Genomic DNA, 23,964 nt, shown 5'->3' with positions numbered 1-23,964 from the left:
TGCTGTCAAACTGGCAGCGCTGAAGGCGTGGAACACCTTTTGAAACCAACGACCGGACGACGCTATACTGATGAGGGACTAGCGTTTTGTCCGGTTTTTTGTTTCACTGCTTCTGCCAATACGTTATGCAAGAGAAAGGTAGCATCTCGATTCATACCGAGAATATCTTCCCCATTATCAAGAAATTCTTGTACTCTGACCACGAAATCTTCCTGCGGGAATTGGTCTCGAATGCGGTTGACGCCACGCAAAAGCTCAAGAGCCTAGCGCAGTTAGGGGAGTTCAAAGGAGAGCTAGGTGAGCTGAAGGTGCGCGTGACGGTGGATAAGGAAGCGCGCAAAATTACTATCTCCGACCGCGGCCTGGGTATGACGGCTGAGGAGATTAAAAAATACATCAACCAGATTGCCTTCTCTGGCGCCACCGAGTTTGTGGAGCAGTATAAGGAGAAGGATGCCAGCACCAAAGACCAAATTATTGGGCAATTTGGCCTCGGTTTTTACTCTGCTTTTATGGTGGCAGAGCAAGTGGAAATTTGGTCGAAGTCGTACAAGGAGAACACGTTAACGGCTCATTGGACGTGCGACGGTAGCACTGAGTTTACGCTTGATGAGCCCACGGGTGAGCATGAGAAAGCCGAACGTGGTACCGACGTTGTGCTACATGTAGCCGCCGACTCAGACGAATTTCTCGAGGAAGCTAGGTTGCGGAATATCTTAACGAAGTACTGCAAATTCCTGCCCATCGAAATTGAGTTTGAGGGCGAGGTTATCAACCAAACGCAGCCCATCTGGACAAAGCAGCCTGCTGAGCTCACCGACGAGGACTACACCAAGTTTTACCAGGAGTTGTATCCGCTTTCGGAGCCGCCGCTGTTCTGGATTCACCTCAACGTCGATTATCCTTTCAACCTAACGGGTATCTTGTATTTCCCCAAGGTGAAAGACGAGCTGCAACTACAGCGCAATAAGATTCAGCTTTACTCACGGCAGGTGTTCATCACCGACGAAGTGAAGGACGTAGTACCCGAGTTCCTAATGCTGTTGCACGGCGTACTCGATTCCCCCGATATCCCGCTGAACGTGTCGCGCAGCTTCTTGCAAGCTGATGCTAACGTTAAGAAGATCAACACCTATGTTACCCGCAAAGTAGCTGATAAGCTCAGCGAGTTATACAAGAAAGATCGGGCAGGCTACGAGGAGAAATGGTCAGATATCGGCCTGTTTGTGAAGTATGGTATGTTGTCGGACGAGAAGTTCTACGATAAAGCCAAAGACTTTGCGCTTGTACAGAACACGGTCGGCAAATACTTCACTCTGACCGAATACCAAGAGTTTATCCAAGCCAACCAAAAAGATAAGCAGGAACAGCTCGTCGTGCTGTACACGTCTGATCCGGAGGCCCAGCATGCTTATGTGGCTGCTGCCCTCGACCGGGGCTATGATGTGCTGAAGCTTGATGGCGTACTTGACCCGCACTTCATTGGGCAGCTTGAGCAGAAACTCGAAAAGGTAACCTTCAAGCGAGTAGATGCGGATACCGTTGGCAAGCTCATCGAGAAAGATGACGCTACCGAGAGCGTGCTGAGCGACGAAGACAAAACACGTTTGCAAGAGCTGTTCGCGAAGGCCATCAGCAATGAGCACATGCACGTGCAGGTAGAAGCTCTGTCACCGCAAGATTCGCCTGTTATTATCACGTTGCCCGAGTTTATGCGGCGGATGAAGGATATGCAGCGCACGGGAGGTGGCGGTGGCATGGCTTTCATGGGTAGCTTGCCCGATAGCTATACTGTTAGCGTCAATGCCAACCACCCGGTAAGTCAGCGTATTCTTAATGCTGACGAAGAAGCTGGCCGTAAGCTAGCTCGTCAAGCCTTCGACCTAGGTCTGTTGGCGCAAAACATGCTGAAAGGAGAAGCGCTGACTGCTTTCGTGAAGCGTAGCGCTGACCTGCTGACGGCGGAATAGGTTTGTAACTGTGTAAGGAACGCGGACCCCAGCAGCGAAAGTTGTTGGGGTCTTGTCTTTTCGGCAAGGCTTACTTAGGTTCGGCAAGGAAGTCCTGCGTCAGTGGCCTAGGTCGTGGGCACCAAATCACTGTACCTTTACGTTTACTGCTGCGAATTTTGCTTGCTCTTTTATGCCATTCTCTCGTTTGCAATTCTTGCTGTTTGCTTTACTGCTACTAATCGGGGCGTGTTCTAAAAACACCGTTTCCTTCAATAGTAAGCCTGATCAGGTCATAGGAGCGCTAGCCGTCAATGACAGCTTGACGCAGAACAGCGATACCACAAACTTGCTCAAGACGAAGCGAGTGGCGATGACGAAAGAAGAGGAGCAGCAGGCGAAAGACAAAGACAAGAAGTCTAAGCGTAAACCAAAGAAGAAAAAGAACGTCTTCCTCGGCGAGCCTATCAAGAAAGCCTATACCAAATCAGGACCTAAAGGCCGTAACCAAGTGGTAGAGATCTTCTACTACATGCGTAATCCGCAGAAAACAGATCCATTCGCGCCCGTGCGTTATTATTATGATGCCCATAAGCGTCGCATCTTGCAGGATCGGGCTGGCCTAGATCCAGGCGCTAATAAGATCCTGCATGGCCCTTATAAAAAGATGCAGGGTGGAAAAGTCGTTGAAACGGGTTTCTATGCCGTTGGAACACGCCATCTGCGTTGGGAGCGGCTTAGTAAGGATAATATCTTAGTTACTAAAGTGCACTACGAGCGAGGCTTCCCTCGCGACGCCAATGTAACGTACTACGACGGCGAGCAGAAGCAAGTGAAAGAAGTAGTGCCTTACGTTGATGGGAAACTAGAAGGCGAGTACGTACGCTATCTTGAAAATGGCAAACGCGACTGGGATGGGCAGTTTGAAAACGGTAAGAAAGTAGGGTTATGGAACAAGTATTGGGGCTTCCGTAACCTGCCCAACAGACTGCATTACGTCTATCAGTACCCAGAAAGTGGCTATGAGCCCGCCGCAGAACCCATCTTGCTACGGGAATACAACCGTAATGGCGTGCTCGTCTATGAAAAAGATAAGCTTGACCGCCGCGATGCTGTAACGGATCGGCCCGGTACAAATCGGCCTGGTGCGAGCCGGCCAGGAAGTAGAAAATAAGGCAACTAGGGAAAAGTTAGTAGTTAATCAGTAGAAAGCATCCTCAAAGTGTTCAATTTGAAAGCCATTATTAGTTGGGGTAAGGGCTAGAATATCGAAGCGAATGTCGCCTTGCCAGTTGACTTCCTCTTGGTATTGGTCGGCGGCCAAGCGAAAGAGCTGGCGCTTTCGCTCAGTCACAAAAGTCTCCGGGTAGCCGAACTGAGAAGAAGAACGCGTTTTTACTTCAACAAAAATCAGTAATTCGGTACCACACCGTACGATAAGATCTACTTCGGCACGCTGGTAGCGGTAGTTTTGATAGTCTACCGTAAATCCGTGCGCAAGGAAGTAATCAGTAGCAGCGGTTTCGCCCGCGTGACCAAGTTGATGAGCAGCGTAGGACATAGGGTAGAGGCAGTTGCGAGAGGTGGTACAATTGGCTTTGGAGTGAATCTACGTACCTTTGCCATGGCACTGGCAGCAGATACTGGCCCGCTGGAACCTAAATGCTAAAACAGTTGCTATGGTGCACAACTGTTCTGCATCACATATCCCACCACTAGAGCTGTTTATTGATGGATTCCCTATATAGTCAGTGCAGTGTACCTGTTGCCGCAACTTCTGTTGCGGCTCCACTAGCGCCAATTTCAGCGAAGGAAAGTCAGAACCACCGAATAGCAGTACAACGGCTAGGTCTCGTAGATTACGAAACTGCTTGGGCTTATCAAGAAGAACTACTAGCAGCAACGCTCGCCATTAAAGCCCAAAACCGCGAAGCAATTGAGGCTGGTACGCCCGTAGCAGCAACGCCTAATCACCTTTTGCTTTGTCAGCATCCGCACGTTTATACGCTGGGAAAAAGTGGTAAGCCTGAGCATCTATTGCTCGATGCGGCCGCTTTAGTTGAACACCAAGCTACTTTTCACCGCATCAATCGGGGAGGGGATATAACGTACCACGGACCAGGTCAGTTGGTGGGATACCCCATTTTAGATCTTGATAACTTCTTTACCGATATCCACCGGTATCTGCGCGTACTAGAAGAAGCTGTAATCCATACCTTATTAGAGTACGACCTACGAGCCGGGCGCATTCCGGGTCTTACGGGTGTGTGGTTAGATTTCGAAGAAGGAGCAAGTAATCCGCGTAAGATTTGTGCCCTGGGTGTTAAGTGCAGCCGCTGGGTTACTATGCACGGCTTCGCGCTCAACGTCAATACCGATTTGTCTTACTTTGGTCATATTGTGCCGTGTGGTATCAGCGATAAGGCTGTTACTTCTTTGCAGCAGGAGCTAGGTCGGGCTGTGTCGCTCACCGAAGTCGAAGACCGACTGCTAGTGCATCTGGCCGAAATGTTAGCCGCTGAACTTACGTTTGAGGAAGAATGAAAGAGCATATTCCATTTGACCCAGTTGAAGGCGTTTCGATAGCTGTAGTGCCCGACGATAACGCTGCTACGGATGAAGGCAAAGCTGGCTGGCAGGTGTATTTGCTTAACCACAATAATTTCTCCTTGCAGAACGTCATTGTCAGTTCCAACGGTTACGGAACCAAGGAAGATGGTGAGCGGGTGCGTACCTCAACGCTACGTCATGTGTTTGTAGAGGTAGCCCCGCATAGCGCAGTGCCCGTCGAGCCCATCGATCCTGACTTATTTCATCTCAACAATCAGTATTGGGTAAGCTACTATCGTGGCGCACAAATCTTTGATAAGAAGTTCATATTCGTGCCTGACTCTATTATTGAGGCTAACCTGATTTCTATAGCGCTCCTCGGACGGCCAGGAGTGCTGCACAGTTAAATGGATTCTATAGCTAGTTATTGCCTTCAATAGCTAGCTTGTGCTTTTAAGCGTTGAACAGGGGATGAATGCACTCGGTATTTCGTTGAGTTTATCATTTATGTGGGCCTTCTGGGTAGCGCTCTTTGCGGTACCCTCCATTATCTATATTGCTCATCTCAAAAACATGCTGGATACGCCCAATGTGCGAACTGTGCATGAGTCGCTCACACCTAGGTTAGGCGGAGTAGCAGTGTTTGCTGGCTTCATGTCGGCACTTACCATTTTCGCCGACCTGAATAATGGAATTCAGCAGTTGTTGGCGGGTTGTATTGTTCTGTTCTTTGTTGGACTGAAAGATGATCTAGTGACGATATCAGTCACTAAAAAATTTGTTGGACAACTGTTAGCCACAGGCATCGTCATGATTATGGCCCAGCCTGAAATCCGTATCACTAGCTTTCAGGGCATCCTAGGTATTCATGAACTACCAGTTGGTATTAGTTACGCCTTTACCTTTTTGGTAATTGTTGGTATTACAAACGCAATCAACCTCATTGATGGCCTCGATGGTCTAGCAGGTACCATCGTTATTATCATTGCTAGCACGTTTGGCTATTATTTTTACCGTTACGGAGGTACCAGCTACAGTAACTATGTATATGTCTCTGTCTGCGTTGTGGGCGGGATATTGGGTTTTTTACGATACAACTTCCATCGTGCTAGCATCTTCATGGGAGATACCGGCTCATTGGTCTGTGGCTTCATCGTTTCAGTTCTTACTATTCAGTTTATTGAAATGGGGCTGAGAGTAGGGCAACCTTTCGCCTCTTCGGCGCCCTCCGTCGCCGTTGGAATCTTGTTCGTGCCCCTTTTTGATACGGTGCGCGTTTTTCTGGTGCGCATGCTGGCTGGCCGTTCGCCGTTTTCACCCGACAAAAATCATATCCATCACCGCATCCTCGCCATGGGCTTTCAACAAATAAGCACTGTGTTGCTGTTGAGCTTGCTTAATTTGGTAGTCATTCTATTCGTCATCAATTTTGCTGAGCTAGGTAATACGATACTGATTGGAGCATTGGTGGCTTTTTCTGTGCTCCTCAGCGTCTTCCTAGGTGTGTATCGTAGCCGTAGTGCGCAACAACGAGTAGCTTCTTAAGAAGCGAGTATAAGAATAGTGAGAAATATAACTGGGCAGCTAGCGAGTAAGGTAGTTTTATGTATATGGCTGGCGCTGCATACTGTAGCCGGACAGGCGACAGAGTATCGACCATTACCACCAGCGCCGAAAATAGGCATTTCTGATGAGTGGCTCATCTACGATGAAGCTGCAAACCGGTTGATCTTGTACCTACCTGGGTATCATAGTCCTGCCCGAGCTTACTATCAGTGGGTGAGTATTCGGCAAAAGCAAGCATTTCCTATTACGTTCACAGCACGTAAGGATCAAAGCTTATTTCTAGACAACCGGCTCATCTTTACGGCGCCTGGGCCAGCCTCTTACTCACTTGACCTAGCTCAGTTGTTGCCGCCTGGTATGGCTACTGGCTCACATCTCCTATGCGTATGGCATCCTGAAACGGCACCTGATATCTCTTCTTTTGCGAATAGTAGTCTAGTGCTTAAAGTTAAAGTTGGTAAGGCACCTAGTGCGACCCTCTTTGCCGCGCAAACACGTGCACATGGTCATCAGGGTGAAAACGTGTTTTTGTGTTTCTTACTCCTCATTGGGTTGTTTTACGGCGGAATACGGGCCACGTACCAGCCTAGCTTCGCTCGTATTTACCAGTTTGAGAATTGGTGGGGGAAAGGAAAAGATCAAGAGTTTTTAACCAAGCCAACAGCTACGTGGCTGAATATCTTGCTGATACTCGTATTTTCCTTGTCATTGGCGTTGCTGCTTGTTGCTATTCATACCAATATACAGACCATCGTTATCCTACGTCGTTTATTTGATGTGCCTGAATCAGCTATTATGGTACGCGTGCTCCTATACACGGGACTGATAGCAGGATTTGTGCTAGGTAAGTATCTGTTTCTGGAACTGATGGGTTATATCTTCGATGTGACAGAGCTAGTGATGATGCAGTATCGGGAATTCGTCCGTACTTTTCTGTTTATGGGATTGTTTCTCCCCGTAGTAATGGTCTTGTATCTAAGTTTAAATCAAACCTTGCCAGAAGCAGTGTTGTGGGCGTCTAATGGGGTCGTTTCCTTGATGTTGGTTGGTACAGTGGTTCGCATTGCACGCACGTTAAGCCGGCGCGTGTCCCTGCTGAATCTGCATTTGTTTTCGTACCTTTGCGCCACAGAAGTCATCCCCCTTTTGGTGCTTTTGAAGTTGATTGTGTTCACTTATTAGCATCCTGCGACACTGAGCATTTGGCTAGTGTTTTTAAGTCACTTATTTGCTTTAGACTTACCCATTCCTTTTACCTTATGGCCGAGAGCACAGACAAACCGGGGACAGGCCGGCACGCCAAGCGCATCTCCAGCATTCTGGTCACCCAGCCTAAGCCGACGAACGACGTATCTCCTTACTTTGCTATTGCTGAGAAGTACGGTATCAAAGTTGATTTTCGCGAGTTCATCCAGGTGGAACCGGTTTCTTACAAAGATTTCCGGAAAGAGAAGATAAACATTGCTGAGCATACAGCTATTATTTTCACTAGCCGAAATGCTGTAGATCACTTCTTCCGTATTTGTCAGGAAGCTAAGTTAGAAATGCCCGCAGAAATGAAGTATTTCTGCATTTCTGAGCAGACTGCTAACTATTTGCAAAAGTATATCGTATTACGTAAGCGCAAGTTGTTTGTAGGCCAACGTACTGCAGCTGACTTATTTGATGTTATCAAAAAGCACAAGAGTGAAAAGTTCTTGTACCCTTGCTCTGACATCCGCAAAGATGATATTCCTGAATTTATGCGGGCAAATAACTTCAAGTTTACTGAAGCTGTAATTTACCGTACAGTAGCTAGTGACTTATCTGATTTGTCCGACGTGAAGTACGATTGCATCGCTTTCTTCAGTCCATCAGGGATAAGTTCGTTATTCGTCAACTTTCCTGACTTTGAGCAAGACGGCACTCGCATTGCTGCTTTTGGACCTACTACGGCGAAGGCAGTTCTAGATGCGGGCTTAGAACTGGACATCGAAGCGCCTCAACCGAACGCGCCGTCTATGACTGGTGCTATAGAAGCGTACATACGGCTACATTACGGAGCGGATGCAGGGAAAGAGAAGAATAAGAGCGGCAAACAAAATGCCTAACTAGCATAAATGGAAGCAAATAATAACGATTTCCCTTCGTTATTTAGTCTAACTTAGTAGTAGGGCTTGTTGTATAAATCAACAAGCTCTCTCAGTTTATTATTCTTACTCTCAGCCAACACCGTTGCTTCCATGAAGGGAACTTTAATTGCCACTCTCCTGCTGTCGGCAGTTACCGGCACCGCGTTAGCGCAGCAGCAGCCTCAGTTCAGCCATTATGGATTCAATGGCATGTACTTGAACCCAGCGTATGCTGGCATAAAGGGGCAGGGAGAGATTACTACTATTGGTCGTGACCAATATGTTGGCTATAATGCTTCTTTTGATGATGGTGGTTCTCCTTTAACATTTATGCTTAGCGCCTCATTACCGGTGCAAGTTCTTGGTGGGGGAATAGGGGTGGTTGCTTATCGAGATAAGATAGCGCAGTGGAGTACTACAAATACACAACTCTCTTACTCTAAGCATATCAAAGTAGGAGAAGGAAAGCTAGGCATTGGAGTACAGGGTATATTCAACTACATATCTCAAGGGTCTTACCGTCCGAATGAAGAAGGCGATCCTAACGTTCCACAGCAAGGATCAGATCACAAATTCGATGCTGGAGCAGGCGTGTGGTATGAGTCGGATAAGCTTTATGCGGGGCTAAGTGTAAATAATTTGCTTCGTACGGGTTATAGCTTCAACAGCGTCCTGAATACTTCGTCTGCTTCCATCCTCAATGAGAACCATGCTTACTTTACTGCTGGTTACAATATCGAAGCAACTTCTTCCGTTGTAATCACTCCAACTGTGTTGGTGAAAATGGTGATGCCTGGCAAATTTGGGGATGATGGAAAATTTACGTTCAAGAACAACTCCTATGAGGGCGGAGTACGTGCAACATTTAATGATCGTTTTTGGGGCGGTTTAGCATATCGCTATGACGAATCAATCACAGGGTTGGCGGGATTAAGCTTCGCAAAGGACAATGCATTTAGGTTGGGATTAGCTTACGACTTTATTGCATTTAATCAAGATGCTCGTGCTTTGAGCTCATATGAAGTAATGCTTTCTTATCGCCTTCCTAAGCCTGGAATGGCCACACGACCCGCAATTCGTACGCCGCGCTACAGTTTTTAATACTGTAACTAATAATGGCCTGCTTATTGCCTTGAGGTTTTCAAGCAACTAATAAAGTGCTTTTTAAGTACTAACGAGCTGCCCAACATCGTTTAGTAGATTCTTAGTCGTGCACGTAAGTGTATCGTCTAGTTTTGGCAACTCATTTGTGTGCAAGTTGAGGAACCATTAAATTTGCTGACTCAGCGAAATTGTAATCTTTGAATATTGCCGCCTAACAGACTTTTTTTCTTAATATGAACAAGTTTCTCGGATTGCCTCTCGTAGCCCTTTCGGCATTGATATTGGGAGGCTGTGGTTTTGGCAAAGGACCTCAGGGGGACCTAGTCGGGGCGGAGGATCGGCCAGAGTTTAATCCCCAAGAAGTTCCTTTTGGGATGGTGCCTTGTCCAGGTGGAACATTTCACATGGGGCAAACTGACCAGGATATTTCAGCCTCTATGGTTAACATGAACAAGCAGGTAACAATCGCCGGCTTCTACATGGATGAGACTGAAATTACAAATAACGAGTATCGGCAATTCATGAATGCAATTCGCCAAGACTCTATCGATGTATTAGGCGAAGAATATGTGATGACGGAGCTTTATCCAGACACAACAGTTTGGGTACGTGACTTCACTTATCACATGGGTGACCCATTGATGGAGTATTACTATACTCATCCTGCTTTCGACGATTATCCGGTAGTAGGTGTTGACTGGTTTGCCGCCAAATACTTCTGCAATTGGCGTACTAAAAATAAAAATGCTGCTAACGCAGAAGCGGGGCTTGCGCCAACGCCAAACTTTCGTCTGCCTTCTGAAGCTGAATGGGAGTATGCTGCACGCGGTGGCCGCGACCTAGCTACTTATCCTTGGGGTGGGCCTTATCTACGCAACTCTAAAGGGTGTATGCTAGCGAACTTCAAACCAGGTCGTGGAGATTATGCTTCGGATGGGTATGCATATACGTCTCCAGTAGGTGCTTTTTTTCCGAACGACTTCGGATTGTATGATATGTCCGGTAACGTAGCAGAGTGGTGCGATGATGCCTTCATGGAAGCTTCAGTACCAGTTGTATGGGATATGAATCCTACTAATCCTGATGATAATGAACCTCGCAAAGTAGTGCGTGGCGGTTCTTGGAAAGACATAGCTTATTTCCTTGAAACAGGAACTCGTAGTTTCGAATACCAAGACTCTGCACGCTCTTATATAGGCTTCCGTACGTCTATGATTCAAATTGGTATGGGCACAAATAGTAAGTTGAACTAAACAGACTTTACAACACTTTCAATTTTTAACTCTTTTATAATCACTTTCACTTTCCTCTCTTTAAGTAAAATGGCAGCAAAAGGTAACTTCATGTATGACTCAGTAATGCCCAAAGTTTATGGTATTGGGGCAGCTGTAGTAATCATCGGCGCTTTGTTTAAGATTCTACACTGGAATGGCGCTGACGTTATGTTGATGGTAGGTCTAGGTACCGAAGCCTTGATCTTCTTTTTAAGTGCTTTTCAACCTAATGCAAAGGAAGTAGACTGGTCGCTAGTGTATCCAGAACTCAGCGAAGGCTATGATCCTTCAACCAATAGCAACAAACTGACGGCTACTACTAACAACGGCACTGGCTTAACTCGTAAGCTAGACGATATGTTGAAAGATGCCAACGTTACACCTGAAGCTATTGCTTCGTTAGGACAAGGTTTGAACCGTTTGAGCACAACCACGCAACAGCTAGCTGGCTTGGGTGAAGCTACTAACGCTACCGACGAGTATACCACTAAAGTACGCTCAGCTGCTCAGTCACTCGAGCGTATTAACCAGGCATATGCTAATACTGCTCAAGCTATGCAGGCTATGTCAGATGCTACTTCTGATGCCAAAGAATACCACGTGCAGGTTCAAAACGTAACCAAAAATTTGGGCGCGCTGAATGCTGTATATGAAATGGAACTTCAAGATGCTAACACTCATTTGAAGTCTATGAACAAGTTCTACGGTACTTTAAGCCAGGCCATGGAGAACCTGACTGAAGCCGGTAAAGAAACTGACCAGTTTAAGCAAGAAGTAACGAGCTTGACGACGAACCTGAACTCTTTGAACCGTGTGTATGGCAATATGCTAAACGCAATGCGCGCTAGCAGCTAGTAAAGCCGGCACTATTAGAGTTCTGTTCTATAAAACTATTGATTAGATAACATACCACAGCAATGGCAGGAGGAGCAAAGGAGTCTCCACGGCAGAAGATGATTGGCATGATGTACTTGGTACTGACTGCTCTTCTAGCCCTACAAGTAAACTCGGCAATTCTGCTCAAGTTTAAGTTTCTGGATGATAGTCTTTCTACTATCAACCAAAAGGTATCAACGGCAAACGATGGTACAATTAAAGGGATTGCGGCTCAAGTTGAGAAAAACCGCAACACAGCTAGTGATGTAGCTGTACTTAAGCAGAGCGAAGAAATACGTGAGCGTACCAAACAGATGATTGCTTATCTGCAAGGTGTACGTGACAAACTCTTGACGGCCACAGAAAATAAAGGCAAGAATGAGTTCAAGAATATGAGTGCTGAAGATAAAGTCGCCATTACCATGCTAGGTGGTAAAAAGGATGGCGCTGGTTATGCTCTCAAAGATGAGCTAAACAAGTACTCTGGCTACATTCAGAAGTTCGTACCTAATGCCTCTCCTCTTGCTCTTGATGCGAAAGAAGATCCGATGGTTACAGAGAAAGAGCAGAAGAACAAGAATTTTGCTGAGCTCAACTTCGAAAATACTCCTCTAGTAGCAGCTCTAGCTGTGCTGTCACAGAAAGAGGCTGAAGTCTTAAAGTACGAGTCAGATGCACTTGCAGCTCAATCAGCTAAGGTTGGCGGTAACATCATTGTATTCGATAAAGTAGGTGCTTTTGCTAGCGCAGAGTCAAATACAGTAGCTGCTGGTACCAAATACAAAGCTGAACTGTTCCTAACTGCATCAGCAACGGGTCTTCGTCCAACGATGACATTGAACGGTAGCCCTTTGCAAGTAGGAGGCGATGGCAAAGGCAAGATTGAATTCACTGCTACCCCTGGTGGCTTCGACGCTGCTGGTAATGCTAAAAAGCAGTGGACTGGTACGATTCGTTTCAAACAAAATGGCCGTGACACAACCTTCAAGGTAAACGTCCCTTACACGGTCACTAAGCCAGTAATGCAGGTTCAATCTGCTTCGGTACAAGCACTGTACTTCAAGTGTGGTAACAAACTGAACGTACAAGTTCCTGCTCTAGGAGCTCAATACAAACCAGGTTTCTCTGCTTCAGGTGCTTCTGTTATCCCAGGTTCGAAGACGGGTGAAGTGACACTAGTACCTAATTCGAAAGAAGTGACTTTGAACGTAAGCAGCGGTGGCAATGCAATCGGCTCGCAGACTTTCCTAGTTCGTCCAATCCCAAAGCCTGAAATCCACTGTGTGGTAGGCGGCCGCGAGGCTAATGACAAACAAGGTACCCCTATCACTGCCGTTCGTAACATGAGCCTAAAGGCCGTCGCTGATCCTAGCTTCGCCAACTTCCTCCCCGAAGATGCTCGTTACCGGGTAACTCGCTACGAAGTAACGCTAGTACGTGGAAAGCGCCCTGCTATTCCAACGCGTACTATCAGTGGTCCGGATGCTAACCTAAACGATGTTGTGAACTCAGCCCGCGAAGGTGACCGTCTGTTCGTTGAAGTAAAAGAAGTTCAGCGCATGAACTTCCAAGGCAACACAGAGTCAGTGAATGTCTCCAAGACAATCAACATACCGCTGCTCTAAACCATCTTAAATTAACCGCAGCTTTCCAGTACTTCGGTATGAACAAATTCCTTTCCTTAGCCGTGCTAACGGCAGGTCTGACGCTGTCGGTGGCGGCTTCAGCTCAAGAGCAAGCTACCACCGCGAGCAGCAACGGCTCCAACCGTCCGATCCCGAATTCAGATATTATGTTTAGCAAAACGATCTGGCGGGCAGTCGACCTTCGGGAAAAGCAGAACAAGCCTATGTTCTCGGAAGGTAAAGAAATCAGCCGAGTGATTATTGAAGCTGTGAAGCGTGGTGAATTGCAAGCATACAGCAATGATTCTTTGACTCGGACTATTACTCCAGCAGAGATGACTTCTAATATGTCATATGCTGAAGCTTCTGCTGGTCTTTCAGATGAGGAAAAAGCAGCTGGTTTCAGCGAGCAAGATGCCGGTGGTGCATGGGGAGCTGCTAGCGATGATGGCTGGGGAACACCCAAGAAAAAAGCCACTAATAGTAAAACAAAAGGTAAGACGAAAGCAGTTGCTGCGAAGCCAGCCACACCTCCACCTCCGCCTAGCTATGAGTATCGTCCTAAAGACTTATACCAAATGGAGGTGAAAGAAGATATGATCTTCGACAAGAAACGGTCGCGGATGTATCATGACATCAAGTGCATTGGGTTGCTAGTTCCTGCTACATTGTCTGCGAATACTTCAGGCATCGAGAAAACAATTGGTTACTTCAAATACTCGGATCTAGTTCGTGTGTTTCGCAACAATCCTGATAAAGCCATTTGGTTTAACTCGCAGAATGATGCTCAACACAAGAATCTAGCTGATGCCTTTGAGCTGTGGTTATTTAACTCTTACATCGTAAAAGTTTCTAATCCGAACGATGCTCGTCTAGACGAAATATATGGTGGTCAACAGCAAGGGGTACTAGCTTCTCAGCAAGCAGCTTCTGACTTGATCGAGTACGAATACAATCTTTGGAGCTTCTAATCAGTCTCCTCTAATAAAAGAAAGGCCCTCGCTATGTAGCGAGGGCCTTTCTTTTATTAGAGGAGACTAGCCTATTATGCCGTTGTTGCAGGCCCTGTTTGGGTAGCTTGCTGTTCTTGCTGTTCAAAATGATTGAGCAAAATGCGAGCCTTTGCTTTACCAACTTCAGTGATCAATTCTGCTTCAGACAGTTCGCGAATCTTCTTCACAGATTTAAATTTACTTAGTAGCTTTTCAGCCGTTGTTGGTCCTAGGCCTTTAATATCAGTTAGTTCAGTTTTAAGCGTAGACGCATCACGGCGGTTACGGTGAAATGTAATACCAAAGCGATGCGCTTCATCACGCATACGTTGAATCAGACGCAGGGTCTCCGACTTTTTATCAATGTAGAGTGGAAGAGGATCATTAGGAACATAGATCTCCTCTAAGCGCTTAGCAATACCGACCACTGGAATCTTGCCCCACAAGTCAAGGTCGCGTAAGGCTTTGACAGCCATACCTAGCTGCCCTTTCCCTCCATCTACGACAACTAGTTGTGGTAAAGAGGCTCCTTCATCTAGTAAACGACGGTATCGGCGAGTAACAATTTCGTACATCGAGTCAAAATCGTTTGGTCCCACGACTGTCTTAATATGGAAGTGACGATAATCTTTCTTGCTCGGTTTCGCATTACGAAAGCAGACCATCGCAGCAACTGGGTTGTCACCTTGAAAATTCGAGTTATCGAAGCATTCAATGTGTTTAGGTAGTTCAGTCAAGCGTAAGTCGCGCTTTATGCCTTCCATAATGCGAACTTCATTTACGTCTTTTGACCGATCATTCATACTCTCCTTTTCTTTGCGCAAATAGAGGACGTTCTTGATAGAAAGCTCTAGCAACTTACGTTTGTCACCGATTTGCGGTACGGTAAGCACGACTCCTGGCAACGGTAATGGTGATAGTGACACGTTGGTAAGAATCTCTTTGGATTCGCTTTCGAACTCTTCGCGCATCTGCATGATCAACGGAGACAGAATATCTGCATCCACCTCATCAAGTTTTTTCTGTACTTCCAATGACTGAGTTTGGATAATTGCGCCATTCATTACCTTCAAATAGTTGATAAAGGCGCTCTTTTCATTGGATGCTATGCTGAATACGTCAATGTTTGAAAGTGACGCGTTGACAACGGTTGACTTCGCTTGAAAATCATCTAAGCGGTCAAGCTTTTGCTTCAAAGTATGAGCTAGCTCAAATTGTTGCTCTTGAGCTGCCTGCATCATTCGCTCCCGGAAATAAGCTTTAGGGACGGAAAGATTGCCGCTCAGAATATTACGGATCTGCTGGATATATTGCGCGTACGTTTCTTCATCTTGTAGCCCCTCGCATGGTCCTTTGCAGTTACCTAGATGATATTCTAGGCATACTTTAAACTTGCCAGCTTCTATATTATCTGATGATAAATTATAAGTGCAGGTACGAAGCGGGTAAAGCGCCCGAATCAGCTCCAATACGATGTTCATTGCCGTGAGATTCGCATATGGGCCATAGTATTTAGAGCCGTTTTCAATTTTATTACGCGTAGGCAGCAGCCGCGGGAATCGCTCATTTGTCAAGCACAAATACGGATACGTTTTGCCGTCCTTGAGCAAAATATTGTACTTGGGTTGGTGCTGTTTGATTAAGTTATTCTCTAGTAAGAACGCTTCAGATTCATTGTCAACAATTGTGAATTCAATACGCTTAATATTCTTAACTAGCTGCTGAGTCTTCTTGTTGTGGTCTTGCTTAGTAAAGTAACTGCTGACACGTTTGCGAATGTCTATGGCTTTACCAACGTAAATAATGCCCTCATCATCGAAGTATTTATAGATACCTGGGCGATGAGGAAGATGACGAATCTGCTCTTGTAAATGGGCGTTAGCAGCCATACAGCGTAAATTGGAAAAGAAGTAAGCGGTGGAGCATACAATGGTACGCAGAGTGATAACGCAGAGGTTCACGTAGGAATTTCCGCAAGAGCGCTTTATAAACAAAGACGTGACAAATGCTTCGCACTTGCCACGTCTTCGAAAGGATAACAACCAACTACTGGAGGATCTGACAGGCTAGATATCCTTGTCATCTAAGTCATCTAGCTCAGCTTGATTGAGCTTCTGATCGTACGGAATTGTGTCACGCTGTCCGCCATTATAACGACTGCAATCTGTCTCAATCGAAAGATTAGCCGGTTTGGGGAAAGGATTAGTATCAATGCCAACTTTATCCTTGTTCGCGTAAACCTTACGCATGAACAAACCATAGATGGGGAGAGCTAACCGTGCTCCTTGGCCATAGGCTCCTGTGCGGAAGTGGATACTTCGATCTTCCCCACCGACCCACATACCACACACAAGGTTAGGCGTGATGCCCATAAACCAAGCGTCAGAGTAATTGCTGGTAGTACCGGTTTTTGCCCCCATTTCATAAGGAAACTTAAACCCAGTTTTGAGGATAGTAGAAGTGCCACCTTGTTCTGTTGTAGAAGCCTGTAGCATATAAGTCATCAGGTAAGCTGTTTCCTCATTCAAGGCGTCCCGTGTCTGCGGCACGAACTCACGCAAGACGTTACCATTCTTGTCGGCAATGCTTGTTACCATCATTGGTGAGGTCCACACACCTTTGTTCACAAAAGTGCTGTAAGCGCCGCATAGCTCGTAGATACTCACGTCGCTCGAGCCGAAGCCTACGGCTGGTACTGCTTCAATGGGGGAGGTAATGCCTAGTTGTTTAGCATATTTTACTACATCTTCGGGTCCTACTTCCTTTACTAGCCACGCCGTAATGGAGTTCATGGAACGAGCTAAGGCTTGCCGCAGGGTAAAAGTGCGACCAGAAAAGCCACCCTCAAAATTCTTCGGCGTGTATGCTGGCCGGCCAGCGACTGCTGGGAATGTTGTAGCTATGTCTGGCCGTTGGAGACAAGGCGAATAGCCACGGTCGATGGCTACTGTGTACACGATCGGCTTGAACGTTGAGCCAGGTTGACGCTTGCCTTGCTTCACGTGGTCGTATTTAAAAAATTTGAAATTAGTGCCGCCTACCCAAGCTAGAATATGACCATTGAGCGGGTTCATCGCCATAAAGCCAGCGTGTAGGTAGCGTTTATAGTAAGCCAAAGAGTCCATTGGCGACATTACTACTTCTTTCTCCCCTTGCCACGAAAAAACCGTCATCTTATACTTCTTATTCAGATAGTAATTGATGGAGTCCTTGTTGCCCTCAAAACGATTATAAAGCGACTTGTAGCGCTCAGTACGTTTGATAGAGGTTTGCAAAAAGTTGGGAATAACGCGCCCGTTCTCGTCACGCCATGGTAATTGCCCTTTCCAATGCTGGGTAAACCATTTTTGCTGCAGTTGCATATGGTCTGCAACTGCAGACTCCGCATAGCCTTGCATCCTCGAGTCGATGGTTGTATATATTTTTAAGCCATCGGCATAAAGGTCATGATCGGTTTCCTTAGCCCATTTTAATAGAGACTTGGCGATTTCTGTGCGGAAATAAGGAGCAATGCCTTTGTTGGCATTTTCCACATTATAGTGCAAGACAATTGATTTGCCTGTCGCCTTTTCGTAGGTCGGCTGATCAATGTAGCCATACTTGTACATCTGGTTCAAAACCCAATCGCGACGCTTCCTGGATCGTTCGGGGTTGCGTACGGGGTTAAACCACGAGGGCCCATTCACTAGGCCTGCTAGCAAAGCAGATTCCTCTATCGTTAGTGCTTTGGGCTTTTTGTTGAAGAAGGTTTTGGCAGCTACGTTGATGCCGTACGCATTGGAGCCAAACTCAGCAGTGTTGAGATACATGCGCAAAATTTCCCGCTTCGTGTAGTTGCGTTCTAAGCGCACTGACATGATCCACTCCTTCGTCTTGACGATTAGCATTCGTAGGCCTGGTACATGACTCAACACGCCATCATTTAGGTCTTCGCGGGTACGGAAAAGTAGCTTGGCCAGCTGTTGCGTCAAGGTTGAGCCGCCGCCGCCTTTGCTGCCAGTGACGATGCCTGTTACTACCCGGCCCATAGCCTTCAAATCAATACCAGAATGATGCTCAAAGCGCACATCTTCGGTCGCGATAAGCGCATCGATTAAGTTTTGAGGAAGGTCTTCGTAATCGGCTGGCGTACGGTTTTCCCGAAAAAACTTACCCATCAGCACGCCGTCGGCAGAGTAGATCTCAGAAGCTAGCTCACTTTTGGGGTTCTCTAACGTCTTAAGATTCGGCATCCGCCCGAACAGATTCAAAAAGTTGATGCTGACGGCGAAAATGTACAGGATAAATAAGACGAACCCGCCGCCAAACAGCCACCATAGCGCACGTGTAATACGGGCAAAGCGGCCAGAGTGCTGAGGTTTGCGAAGCGAGGGTTTATTTTTAGTGGCAGGATAAGCCATATTTTCTAAAACTGAATTATGGAATCTGACGCCAGAAGAAAGCTAGCTCCTCACCCCTTAAATCCTATAGGGGGAACAGCAGCTTGCCATAGCGTTACAATGACAACAGGTTACTTGGTATAAGTCTGTTGATAGAAACGCTGATACTCTTCTACGTCCTTGCTTTGAAGCAAAAGTGGTAAGTTATCAATACCAACAACCAAGGTTTGGTAACCCACGCCGCGCAAACGACTTAAGGGAGATTGAGGACCGCGTAATTTTAAGGCGTAACTCTGGGCCACTTTCGCATTTGGTAACGGCTGAATAACAACCATGTCTAATGCATCATTCAAACTCGATTCCTGAGTGGTAAGATTGTTAGCTCGGAAAAACCGGCCGTTGTAGGCACCTAGCAAGCTAGGTATGTCTTTTAAAGGAGGATTGCCTTTGGGAAAAGCTAGCACGACAACATGCTGAACATTCGGGTTTGGAATGAAGGCCGTGGCAGGTTTGGTAGGGAGGATTGGCGCTGGAGTTTCTTTGTTATTCGCCAAGGCCGGCGCCGGTGAAGCTGGCGGTGTGCTCGCCGCAGGATTCGATGCAGGGACTGGGGCGGTAGAAGTAGGAGGCGTTGCTGGGGCTGAAGTAACGGCAACGGTCGTCGGATTGGACGAAGAAGCAGGCGTGGGAACAGTTGGTATAGCAGGGCTAGGTGCTGTAGGCGCATCTGCTGGATTGATAATGGGCCGAGGGACTTGCGGCTTACGAGGAAGGGGTTTACCTGAACGAGCAGAAGCGGTAGTAGGTTGATTCTCTGCGTAAATGACGCGAAGCCGGCTTTCCACCTCACCAGGCTTGAATAGTGAAACCACAGGCTTATCAGTAGAGGCTAGGGCACCTGTTATCTTACCAGCTTCGTATTCTTTATACGTGTTCAGCATGGTCAGGGCTTGGCTACTTAGTTGGCTATCGGGGAAGTCCTTATAGAACTTTTCGACCGAAGCTTTTGCCGTAAGTGGCGGCTGGGTTCGGATAGTAAGCAGTGTATTTAGGAAAGCCAACCGATCATTCAGATCGTTTTCAGGATATTGTTGCTTGGTAAGGTCTACCAACTCCGCTGCCTTCTTGAACTCCTGTCTTTTATACAGAGCAAAAGCGGAGTCTATTTGCACAGCTACTTTTGCATTCGCAATGGAAGTGCGGCGCAAGTACTCCGGATCAGCTACCAACTTTGCATACGAAGAGTTCGGAAATTCTTGTCGGAGGCGCTGAGCATACACATCCGCTTTCGGGGCATCAGGCTGCTCTTTGTAGATAAGATAAAGGCTGTAATACGTTTCGGGACGGTGTTTACTTTGCGGAAAACGCGCTACTACTTTCTCGTAGGTTTCGGCAGCTCGCACAGGCTCTCGCAACTGCTGGCTGTAGATGGTACCTAGGGTAAATAATGCTTCTTCCACTTGTTTTTGTGAAGCCTGCATTTGGGCTTCCGTAAGCGGGATGGCCTGCCGGTATTTTGCTACCAATGCTTCTTGCTGAGCTGCCGGATCCGTAGGGGCAGGAGTAGCAGATGCTTCTCCTGGGTTCACGTTCGTGTTGCTAGCGCCGGCAATAGTAACGGGTACATTCCCACCGCGGCTAGTCACGGCTGAGCCGCTAGCTTGACTGGTTACACGCCAGTTATCCTGTAGCTGTCGGTCGCCCCAGCGGCGAATAAATTCGCTACGTGCAGTTGCCAGTGCCGTAGGATTGTCGAAATACCACTGTGCGCCAGTACTAGTTGCCGCAAATGTGTTAGGGTCGATATTGGGGTCTCCTGTCCGCAGGGAGCTGACACCGGAAATAGACTCCTGTTGGCGAGCTTGCTTTTCCTGTTGCGCAAGCAAGCGTTCTTGTTCCTTCTTCTGGGCTTCCAACTCAGCAGTTGCGTAAGTGGTTAAGCGAGTTTGTAAGGTAGAAGGGTCTAGCTTGGCAAGCGCTTGCAGACTATCCTGTGTTTCAACAATCGTGATTTGTTGGGCAAACTCCTTCAAAATAGCGCTTCGCTCCGCCGTTGCTTCATACTCTAGCGCCGTTTTGGGCATGTTCTGCACGGTGCTGTCGTAGTAGGCAGCAGCTAAGCGGTATTTCTGCAAATTCTCGTAATAGATTCGCCCCGCCAGTAAATATGTGTACGACTTCTGCGCCTTGTTGGGTCCAGGTGTCCGAGCCGATTTTTGTAACAGAGCGAGGGCCTGATCATACCGTTGCTGACGGTAATTGAGCCGCGCCATCTCGTAGTAGATCTTGTCGCGATATTCTTTGTTTTTCGCGTCTTTTAACAGCTTCGTAAAGTACTTGTCTAAGCGGGCCCGGTCGGTAGTATTTAAGTCAGATACTTGGCCTAGCATCAGCTTCGAGAAAAAGTCAAGCTCGTACGGCGGATTGCGCTTCAGTATTTTGTTGAGCTCGGCATAGGCTTTCTTGTCTTCATTATTAGCCTGGTACAACTGCGCTAGGATATAGCGAGTGCGCGATTGCTCGTTTTTTTCCTCGATGTAAGGAATCGCCTGCTCTAGCTGCTCGATAGCTAGCTTTTGGTTACCTGTAAGCAAATAGTATTGGGCACGCGTCAGGAACAACTCACGAGCGTTTTGCTCCTGGCCTTGCTCTTTGTCTAAGATATTAGAAACCAAGAGCGCGCTTTCGTAGTCCTTGTCGGCCAAAAAAGCGCGCATAAGCCAAATCAAAGACTCATGCTTTGCATTGGGGTCTTGACTAGTGGTGTTGATGTACTTAAAGGTCTTGATGGCATCTTCTAGCTCAAGCTTATAATAACGAGCCTTTCCAATAAGCACGTAGCTATCATCTGTCCAATCGCTACCAGGCCGGTGTTGAATCGGTAAGGAAGCCTTTTTTACCACGTCGTCTAAGTCAGCCGTGATCTTCGTAACGGTGGCTTCATCGAGCGTCGGAAAAAGAGGTAAGATTTGATTATAATCGTTTACCCGATTTTTATAAAGCGTAGCCTCAAGTGCACGCATCTTCTCCCGTGCAAGAAAATAAGCGTTGTCGCGAGCTACTACATTGTCGTATGCTTTACCAACGACTGAGCGCTCTGACGAACAAGCACTGATGCCTACTGCAATAACCGGTAATGCTACAAAGGCAAGAAGCAGACGAGAAGCTAAAGAATGGATCAAGGTAGATGAGATCGGAACAGTAATGGGCAGAAACAAACGTGTGCCGGGTCTTGGTTCGTTCGAAGGCAAGCACACCTGCTGCACAACGTAGCACGTTGAGTAAAATTACGATTTTCTCGGCGCGGATTTGATTTCACCGCATGAAGCGGGCTTTGATAGACACTGCTACATCGAAAAGTAATACTTTTGCCATTCTAAGTCCAGCGAAGTATGTCCATCCCTCCTGAATCTGATAAAAAATCTGCCAATTCTGGAGCCGACCGTATGCGCAGCTTTGCTCAGTATTCAGGGCTAGCTTTTCAGATGTTAGCTACCATTGGCTTGTGTGCATGGGCAGGGATAAAGCTCGATGCACATTTTCAAAACAAAAATCCGTGGTTTACCATCGGGCTCATGTTGCTTGGAGTATTAGGTGCTATGTATCAAGTTATACGATCTATCACTCGTAAGTCGTGAAGTATAAAGCGACCTTTTAATAAGTATAAGTTCATACGCCCTCAGCCTAGCTATAGCTACAATGAAGCGATTTAGCCGCGACCTTTTTTTATTCTGTATTTTATTGGGAAGTGTAATCTACGCTATCAGTAGTCAATTTGGTCCGCGTATAATCCATCCCCTAACTTTTTACATTCTAGGCTTCTTCGCAATCCTTTCAGCAATAACTTACTGGATCACGGCCCGACTGGTACGTGTCAACCCTAATAATTTCATGGCTGCCTACTTCGGGTCGGTAGTAGCACGATTATTAGTATCCGTAGGATTTGTGCTTGTCTACTTCTATAAAGGTGGCGCTAAAGAAGGTGCAGGCACTTGGGCTTTCCTAGGTAGTTTCTTTCTCCTGTATTTTCTATTTGCTGGGTTTGAAATCTGGAGCGTGCTGAGTAACTTGCGCCCGTTTTCAAAACGGGGTTAATCAAATCTTCATCTTTCCTCTGATAGCCCTATAACATGCTCTTAATGAAGCGTTTATTAATAGCTCTCTTCTGCATTCTTTCGCTTCCTGTTTTCGCAAACGAACCAGCTGCGACCCAGGCTGAAGCTACCGAAAAGGAAGCTTTCAACCCGGGCGAGATGATTCTGCACCACATTGGCGACTCGCATGAGTGGCACTGGTTCTCGACTGATAATAATCATCTAACGACTTACCTGCCGATTATTGCCTACCGGCCAGGACAAGGATTAACGGTTTTCTCGTCCAAGCGAATTGCTGAAGGAGAGGCCTACGAAGGCTTGAAGCTAGAGCACGAACATCTTGTTGCTGAAGACGGCGGCAAGGTATACGATTTCTCACTTACCAAGAATGCCTTTGCGTTACTGCTTAGCAGCATTATGATGCTGGTCGTGTTCAGCATTGTTGCCAACGGCTACAAGAAACGCCAAGGTAGTGCCCCAAAGGGCCTGCAGTCCTTCATGGAACCAATCATTATGTTCATCCGTGATGAAATAGCGAAGAAGTCTATCGGGCCAAAATATGAGCGTTACATGCCGTACTTGCTCACGGTCTTCTTCTTTATCTGGTTCAATAACTTACTAGGTCTTACTCCTGGTGCAGCTAACCTGACAGGTAATATCGCAGTGACCTTAACCCTAGCTATGCTAACACTACTTATCACGCTATTCAGCAGCAATAAGTATTACTGGGGTCACATTTTCGCTACCCCAGGTGTGCCGATGTGGCTGCGACCTATCATGATTCCGGTAGAATTGATTGGTGTTATCACCAAGCCTTTCTCTCTAATGGTTCGTCTTTTCGCCAACATCACAGCAGGTCACATTGTAATTTTAAGCTTCATCAGCCTGATTTTTATCTTCCGTAGCATAGCAGTAGCGCCTGTTTCATTAGCTTTTGGTTTGTTCATCAACGTGCTAGAGCTGTTGGTCGCTATTCTGCAAGCCTATATCTTCACACTACTGACGGCTATGTACATTGGTGGTGCAGTGGAAGAGCATCACGATGCTGACTTGCAAATTGGTGGCGGCGATGGCGCTGCTCCAGCCCACGGCCACGGTCACTAACACGTTTTCACCCAGCTTTTCATTTCATTCTCTTTAAAACTCCCTTTTTATGCTTCTTTCTCTGTTGTTGCAGGTTGCTAATTCCGCTGGTCTGGCCGTATTCGGCGCCGCAATTGGTGCTGGTCTGGTTGCACTAGGCGCTGGTCTAGGCATCGGCCGCATCGGTGGTAGCGCTATGGAGGCTATCGGTCGTCAACCCGAAGCTTCTGGCCGTATTCAAACCGCAATGCTAATTGTTGCTGCGCTTATCGAAGGTCTGGCACTATTCGCAGTCGTAGTCTGCTTGCTTATTTCCTTCAAGCTCTAATAGGGTAGAAGTATCATAGCAGCAGCCCGTTGC

At 46.9% G+C, this 23,964-nt stretch carries 19 protein-coding genes; 15 read left to right on the top strand and 4 right to left on the bottom strand.

Translation table 11 applies throughout. The features are described from left to right. Positions 1-125 precede the first annotated feature (125 nt). Both htpG and BXP70_RS12375 read left to right on the top strand, forming a co-directional pair. Positions 126-1,970, top strand: coding sequence for a molecular chaperone HtpG (gene htpG, locus BXP70_RS12380; protein WP_086594518.1), 1,845 nt, complete (start codon positions 126-128; stop codon positions 1,968-1,970). Between the two features lie 172 nt (positions 1,971-2,142). Then, complete coding sequence (locus tag BXP70_RS12375) at positions 2,143-3,123, top strand: toxin-antitoxin system YwqK family antitoxin (RefSeq protein WP_086594387.1); 981 nt, start codon at positions 2,143-2,145, stop codon at positions 3,121-3,123. A gap of 27 nt (positions 3,124-3,150) precedes the next feature. Here BXP70_RS12375 and BXP70_RS12370 read toward each other — a convergent pair whose 3' ends face one another. Continuing rightward, the gene (locus BXP70_RS12370) at positions 3,151-3,510 is read right to left on the bottom strand and encodes a YraN family protein (RefSeq protein WP_086594386.1); all 360 of its coding nucleotides are present in this window, start codon (positions 3,508-3,510) and stop codon (positions 3,151-3,153) included. A 170-nt stretch (positions 3,511-3,680) separates the two neighbouring features. Here BXP70_RS12370 and lipB point away from each other — a divergent pair, with 170 nt between their 5' ends. The 10 genes from lipB to porN all read left to right on the top strand — a co-directional run bounded on the left by lipB (position 3,681) and on the right by porN (position 14,026). Continuing rightward, positions 3,681-4,493 carry a lipoyl(octanoyl) transferase LipB gene (gene lipB, locus BXP70_RS12365; protein ID WP_086594385.1) on the top strand — a complete coding sequence of 271 codons (813 nt, stop codon included), beginning with the start codon at positions 3,681-3,683 and terminating at the stop codon, positions 4,491-4,493. Next, positions 4,490-4,906 carry a hypothetical protein gene (locus tag BXP70_RS12360; RefSeq protein WP_086594384.1) on the top strand — a complete coding sequence of 139 codons (417 nt, stop codon included), beginning with the start codon at positions 4,490-4,492 and terminating at the stop codon, positions 4,904-4,906. The genes lipB and BXP70_RS12360 overlap by 4 nt, the downstream gene beginning before the upstream one ends. A 40-nt stretch (positions 4,907-4,946) precedes the next feature. Continuing rightward, entirely contained in the window at positions 4,947-6,044 is a 1,098-nt protein-coding gene (locus BXP70_RS12355) for an MraY family glycosyltransferase (protein WP_245849619.1), read from the top strand. A gap of 378 nt (positions 6,045-6,422) precedes the next feature. Continuing rightward, positions 6,423-7,247 carry a DUF4271 domain-containing protein gene (locus BXP70_RS12350; RefSeq protein ID WP_143436477.1) on the top strand — a complete coding sequence of 275 codons (825 nt, stop codon included), beginning with the start codon at positions 6,423-6,425 and terminating at the stop codon, positions 7,245-7,247. Between the two features lie 77 nt (positions 7,248-7,324). Next, entirely contained in the window at positions 7,325-8,155 is an 831-nt protein-coding gene (locus BXP70_RS12345; protein ID WP_086594382.1) for a uroporphyrinogen-III synthase, read from the top strand. Between the two features lie 132 nt (positions 8,156-8,287). Then, entirely contained in the window at positions 8,288-9,277 is a 990-nt protein-coding gene (locus BXP70_RS12340) for a PorP/SprF family type IX secretion system membrane protein (protein ID WP_086594381.1), read from the top strand. Between the two features lie 236 nt (positions 9,278-9,513). Beyond that, on the top strand, positions 9,514-10,533 hold the full coding sequence (porK, locus tag BXP70_RS12335; protein ID WP_143436476.1) for a T9SS ring complex lipoprotein PorK/GldK: 1,020 nt from the start codon (positions 9,514-9,516) through the stop codon (positions 10,531-10,533). 69 nt (positions 10,534-10,602) lie between these two features. Further along, the gene (porL, locus tag BXP70_RS12330; RefSeq protein WP_086594380.1) at positions 10,603-11,409 is read left to right on the top strand and encodes a type IX secretion system motor protein PorL/GldL; all 807 of its coding nucleotides are present in this window, start codon (positions 10,603-10,605) and stop codon (positions 11,407-11,409) included. A 62-nt stretch (positions 11,410-11,471) separates the two neighbouring features. Further along, positions 11,472-13,055 (top strand): type IX secretion system motor protein PorM/GldM, encoded by a 1,584-nt coding sequence (gene porM / locus BXP70_RS12325; protein ID WP_086594379.1) that lies wholly within the window; start codon positions 11,472-11,474, stop codon positions 13,053-13,055. Positions 13,056-13,093: 38 nt separating this feature from the next. Beyond that, the gene (gene porN / locus BXP70_RS12320; protein ID WP_086594378.1) at positions 13,094-14,026 is read left to right on the top strand and encodes a type IX secretion system ring subunit PorN/GldN; all 933 of its coding nucleotides are present in this window, start codon (positions 13,094-13,096) and stop codon (positions 14,024-14,026) included. A gap of 74 nt (positions 14,027-14,100) precedes the next feature. Here the strand turns inward: porN and uvrC are convergent, their stop codons facing one another. The 3 genes from uvrC to porW form a co-directional block, all read right to left on the bottom strand. Further along, positions 14,101-15,936 carry an excinuclease ABC subunit UvrC gene (gene uvrC, locus BXP70_RS12315; protein ID WP_086594377.1) on the bottom strand — a complete coding sequence of 612 codons (1,836 nt, stop codon included), beginning with the start codon at positions 15,934-15,936 and terminating at the stop codon, positions 14,101-14,103. Positions 15,937-16,113: 177 nt separating this feature from the next. Continuing rightward, the gene (locus BXP70_RS12310; protein WP_086594376.1) at positions 16,114-18,447 is read right to left on the bottom strand and encodes a transglycosylase domain-containing protein; all 2,334 of its coding nucleotides are present in this window, start codon (positions 18,445-18,447) and stop codon (positions 16,114-16,116) included. Between the two features lie 110 nt (positions 18,448-18,557). Beyond that, positions 18,558-21,683 (bottom strand): type IX secretion system periplasmic lipoprotein PorW/SprE, encoded by a 3,126-nt coding sequence (porW, locus tag BXP70_RS12305; protein ID WP_449404447.1) that lies wholly within the window; start codon positions 21,681-21,683, stop codon positions 18,558-18,560. A 135-nt stretch (positions 21,684-21,818) separates the two neighbouring features. Between porW and BXP70_RS12300 the strand changes: the two genes are divergently transcribed. The 3 genes from BXP70_RS12300 to atpE all read left to right on the top strand — a co-directional run bounded on the left by BXP70_RS12300 (position 21,819) and on the right by atpE (position 23,931). Beyond that, entirely contained in the window at positions 21,819-22,064 is a 246-nt protein-coding gene (locus BXP70_RS12300) for an AtpZ/AtpI family protein (RefSeq protein ID WP_086594374.1), read from the top strand. 501 nt (positions 22,065-22,565) lie between these two features. Continuing rightward, positions 22,566-23,624, top strand: coding sequence for a F0F1 ATP synthase subunit A (gene atpB / locus BXP70_RS12290; protein ID WP_086594372.1), 1,059 nt, complete (start codon positions 22,566-22,568; stop codon positions 23,622-23,624). A 49-nt stretch (positions 23,625-23,673) separates the two neighbouring features. Continuing rightward, the gene (gene atpE / locus BXP70_RS12285) at positions 23,674-23,931 is read left to right on the top strand and encodes an ATP synthase F0 subunit C (protein ID WP_086594371.1); all 258 of its coding nucleotides are present in this window, start codon (positions 23,674-23,676) and stop codon (positions 23,929-23,931) included. Positions 23,932-23,964: the final 33 nt, after the last annotated feature.

It is taken from the genome of Hymenobacter crusticola, from assembly GCF_002154225.1.
Taxonomy (GTDB): domain Bacteria; phylum Bacteroidota; class Bacteroidia; order Cytophagales; family Hymenobacteraceae; genus Hymenobacter; species Hymenobacter crusticola.
Note: the sequence above shows the minus strand (reverse complement) of the source record. Positions and strands in the feature narration are given on the sequence as shown.

Excerpts from the sequence above, each read along its gene's own strand:
- porK (WP_143436476.1), top strand. The coding sequence starts at position 9,514 with ATGAACAAGTTTCTCGGATTGCCTCTCGTAGCCCTTTCGGCATTGATA.
- BXP70_RS12300 (WP_086594374.1), top strand. The coding sequence starts at position 21,819 with ATGTCCATCCCTCCTGAATCTGATAAAAAATCTGCCAATTCTGGAGCC.
- porL (WP_086594380.1), top strand. The coding sequence starts at position 10,603 with ATGGCAGCAAAAGGTAACTTCATGTATGACTCAGTAATGCCCAAAGTT.
- htpG (WP_086594518.1), top strand. The coding sequence starts at position 126 with ATGCAAGAGAAAGGTAGCATCTCGATTCATACCGAGAATATCTTCCCC.
- porN (WP_086594378.1), top strand. The coding sequence starts at position 13,094 with ATGAACAAATTCCTTTCCTTAGCCGTGCTAACGGCAGGTCTGACGCTG.
- BXP70_RS12310 (WP_086594376.1), bottom strand. The coding sequence starts at position 18,447 with ATGGCTTATCCTGCCACTAAAAATAAACCCTCGCTTCGCAAACCTCAG.
- BXP70_RS12360 (WP_086594384.1), top strand. The coding sequence starts at position 4,490 with ATGAAAGAGCATATTCCATTTGACCCAGTTGAAGGCGTTTCGATAGCT.
- atpE (WP_086594371.1), top strand. The coding sequence starts at position 23,674 with ATGCTTCTTTCTCTGTTGTTGCAGGTTGCTAATTCCGCTGGTCTGGCC.
- BXP70_RS12350 (WP_143436477.1), top strand. The coding sequence starts at position 6,423 with ATGGCTACTGGCTCACATCTCCTATGCGTATGGCATCCTGAAACGGCA.
- BXP70_RS12345 (WP_086594382.1), top strand. The coding sequence starts at position 7,325 with ATGGCCGAGAGCACAGACAAACCGGGGACAGGCCGGCACGCCAAGCGC.
- BXP70_RS12370 (WP_086594386.1), bottom strand. The coding sequence starts at position 3,510 with ATGTCCTACGCTGCTCATCAACTTGGTCACGCGGGCGAAACCGCTGCT.
- uvrC (WP_086594377.1), bottom strand. The coding sequence starts at position 15,936 with ATGGCTGCTAACGCCCATTTACAAGAGCAGATTCGTCATCTTCCTCAT.
- BXP70_RS12375 (WP_086594387.1), top strand. The coding sequence starts at position 2,143 with ATGCCATTCTCTCGTTTGCAATTCTTGCTGTTTGCTTTACTGCTACTA.
- BXP70_RS12340 (WP_086594381.1), top strand. The coding sequence starts at position 8,288 with ATGAAGGGAACTTTAATTGCCACTCTCCTGCTGTCGGCAGTTACCGGC.
- lipB (WP_086594385.1), top strand. The coding sequence starts at position 3,681 with ATGGATTCCCTATATAGTCAGTGCAGTGTACCTGTTGCCGCAACTTCT.
- porM (WP_086594379.1), top strand. The coding sequence starts at position 11,472 with ATGGCAGGAGGAGCAAAGGAGTCTCCACGGCAGAAGATGATTGGCATG.
- atpB (WP_086594372.1), top strand. The coding sequence starts at position 22,566 with ATGAAGCGTTTATTAATAGCTCTCTTCTGCATTCTTTCGCTTCCTGTT.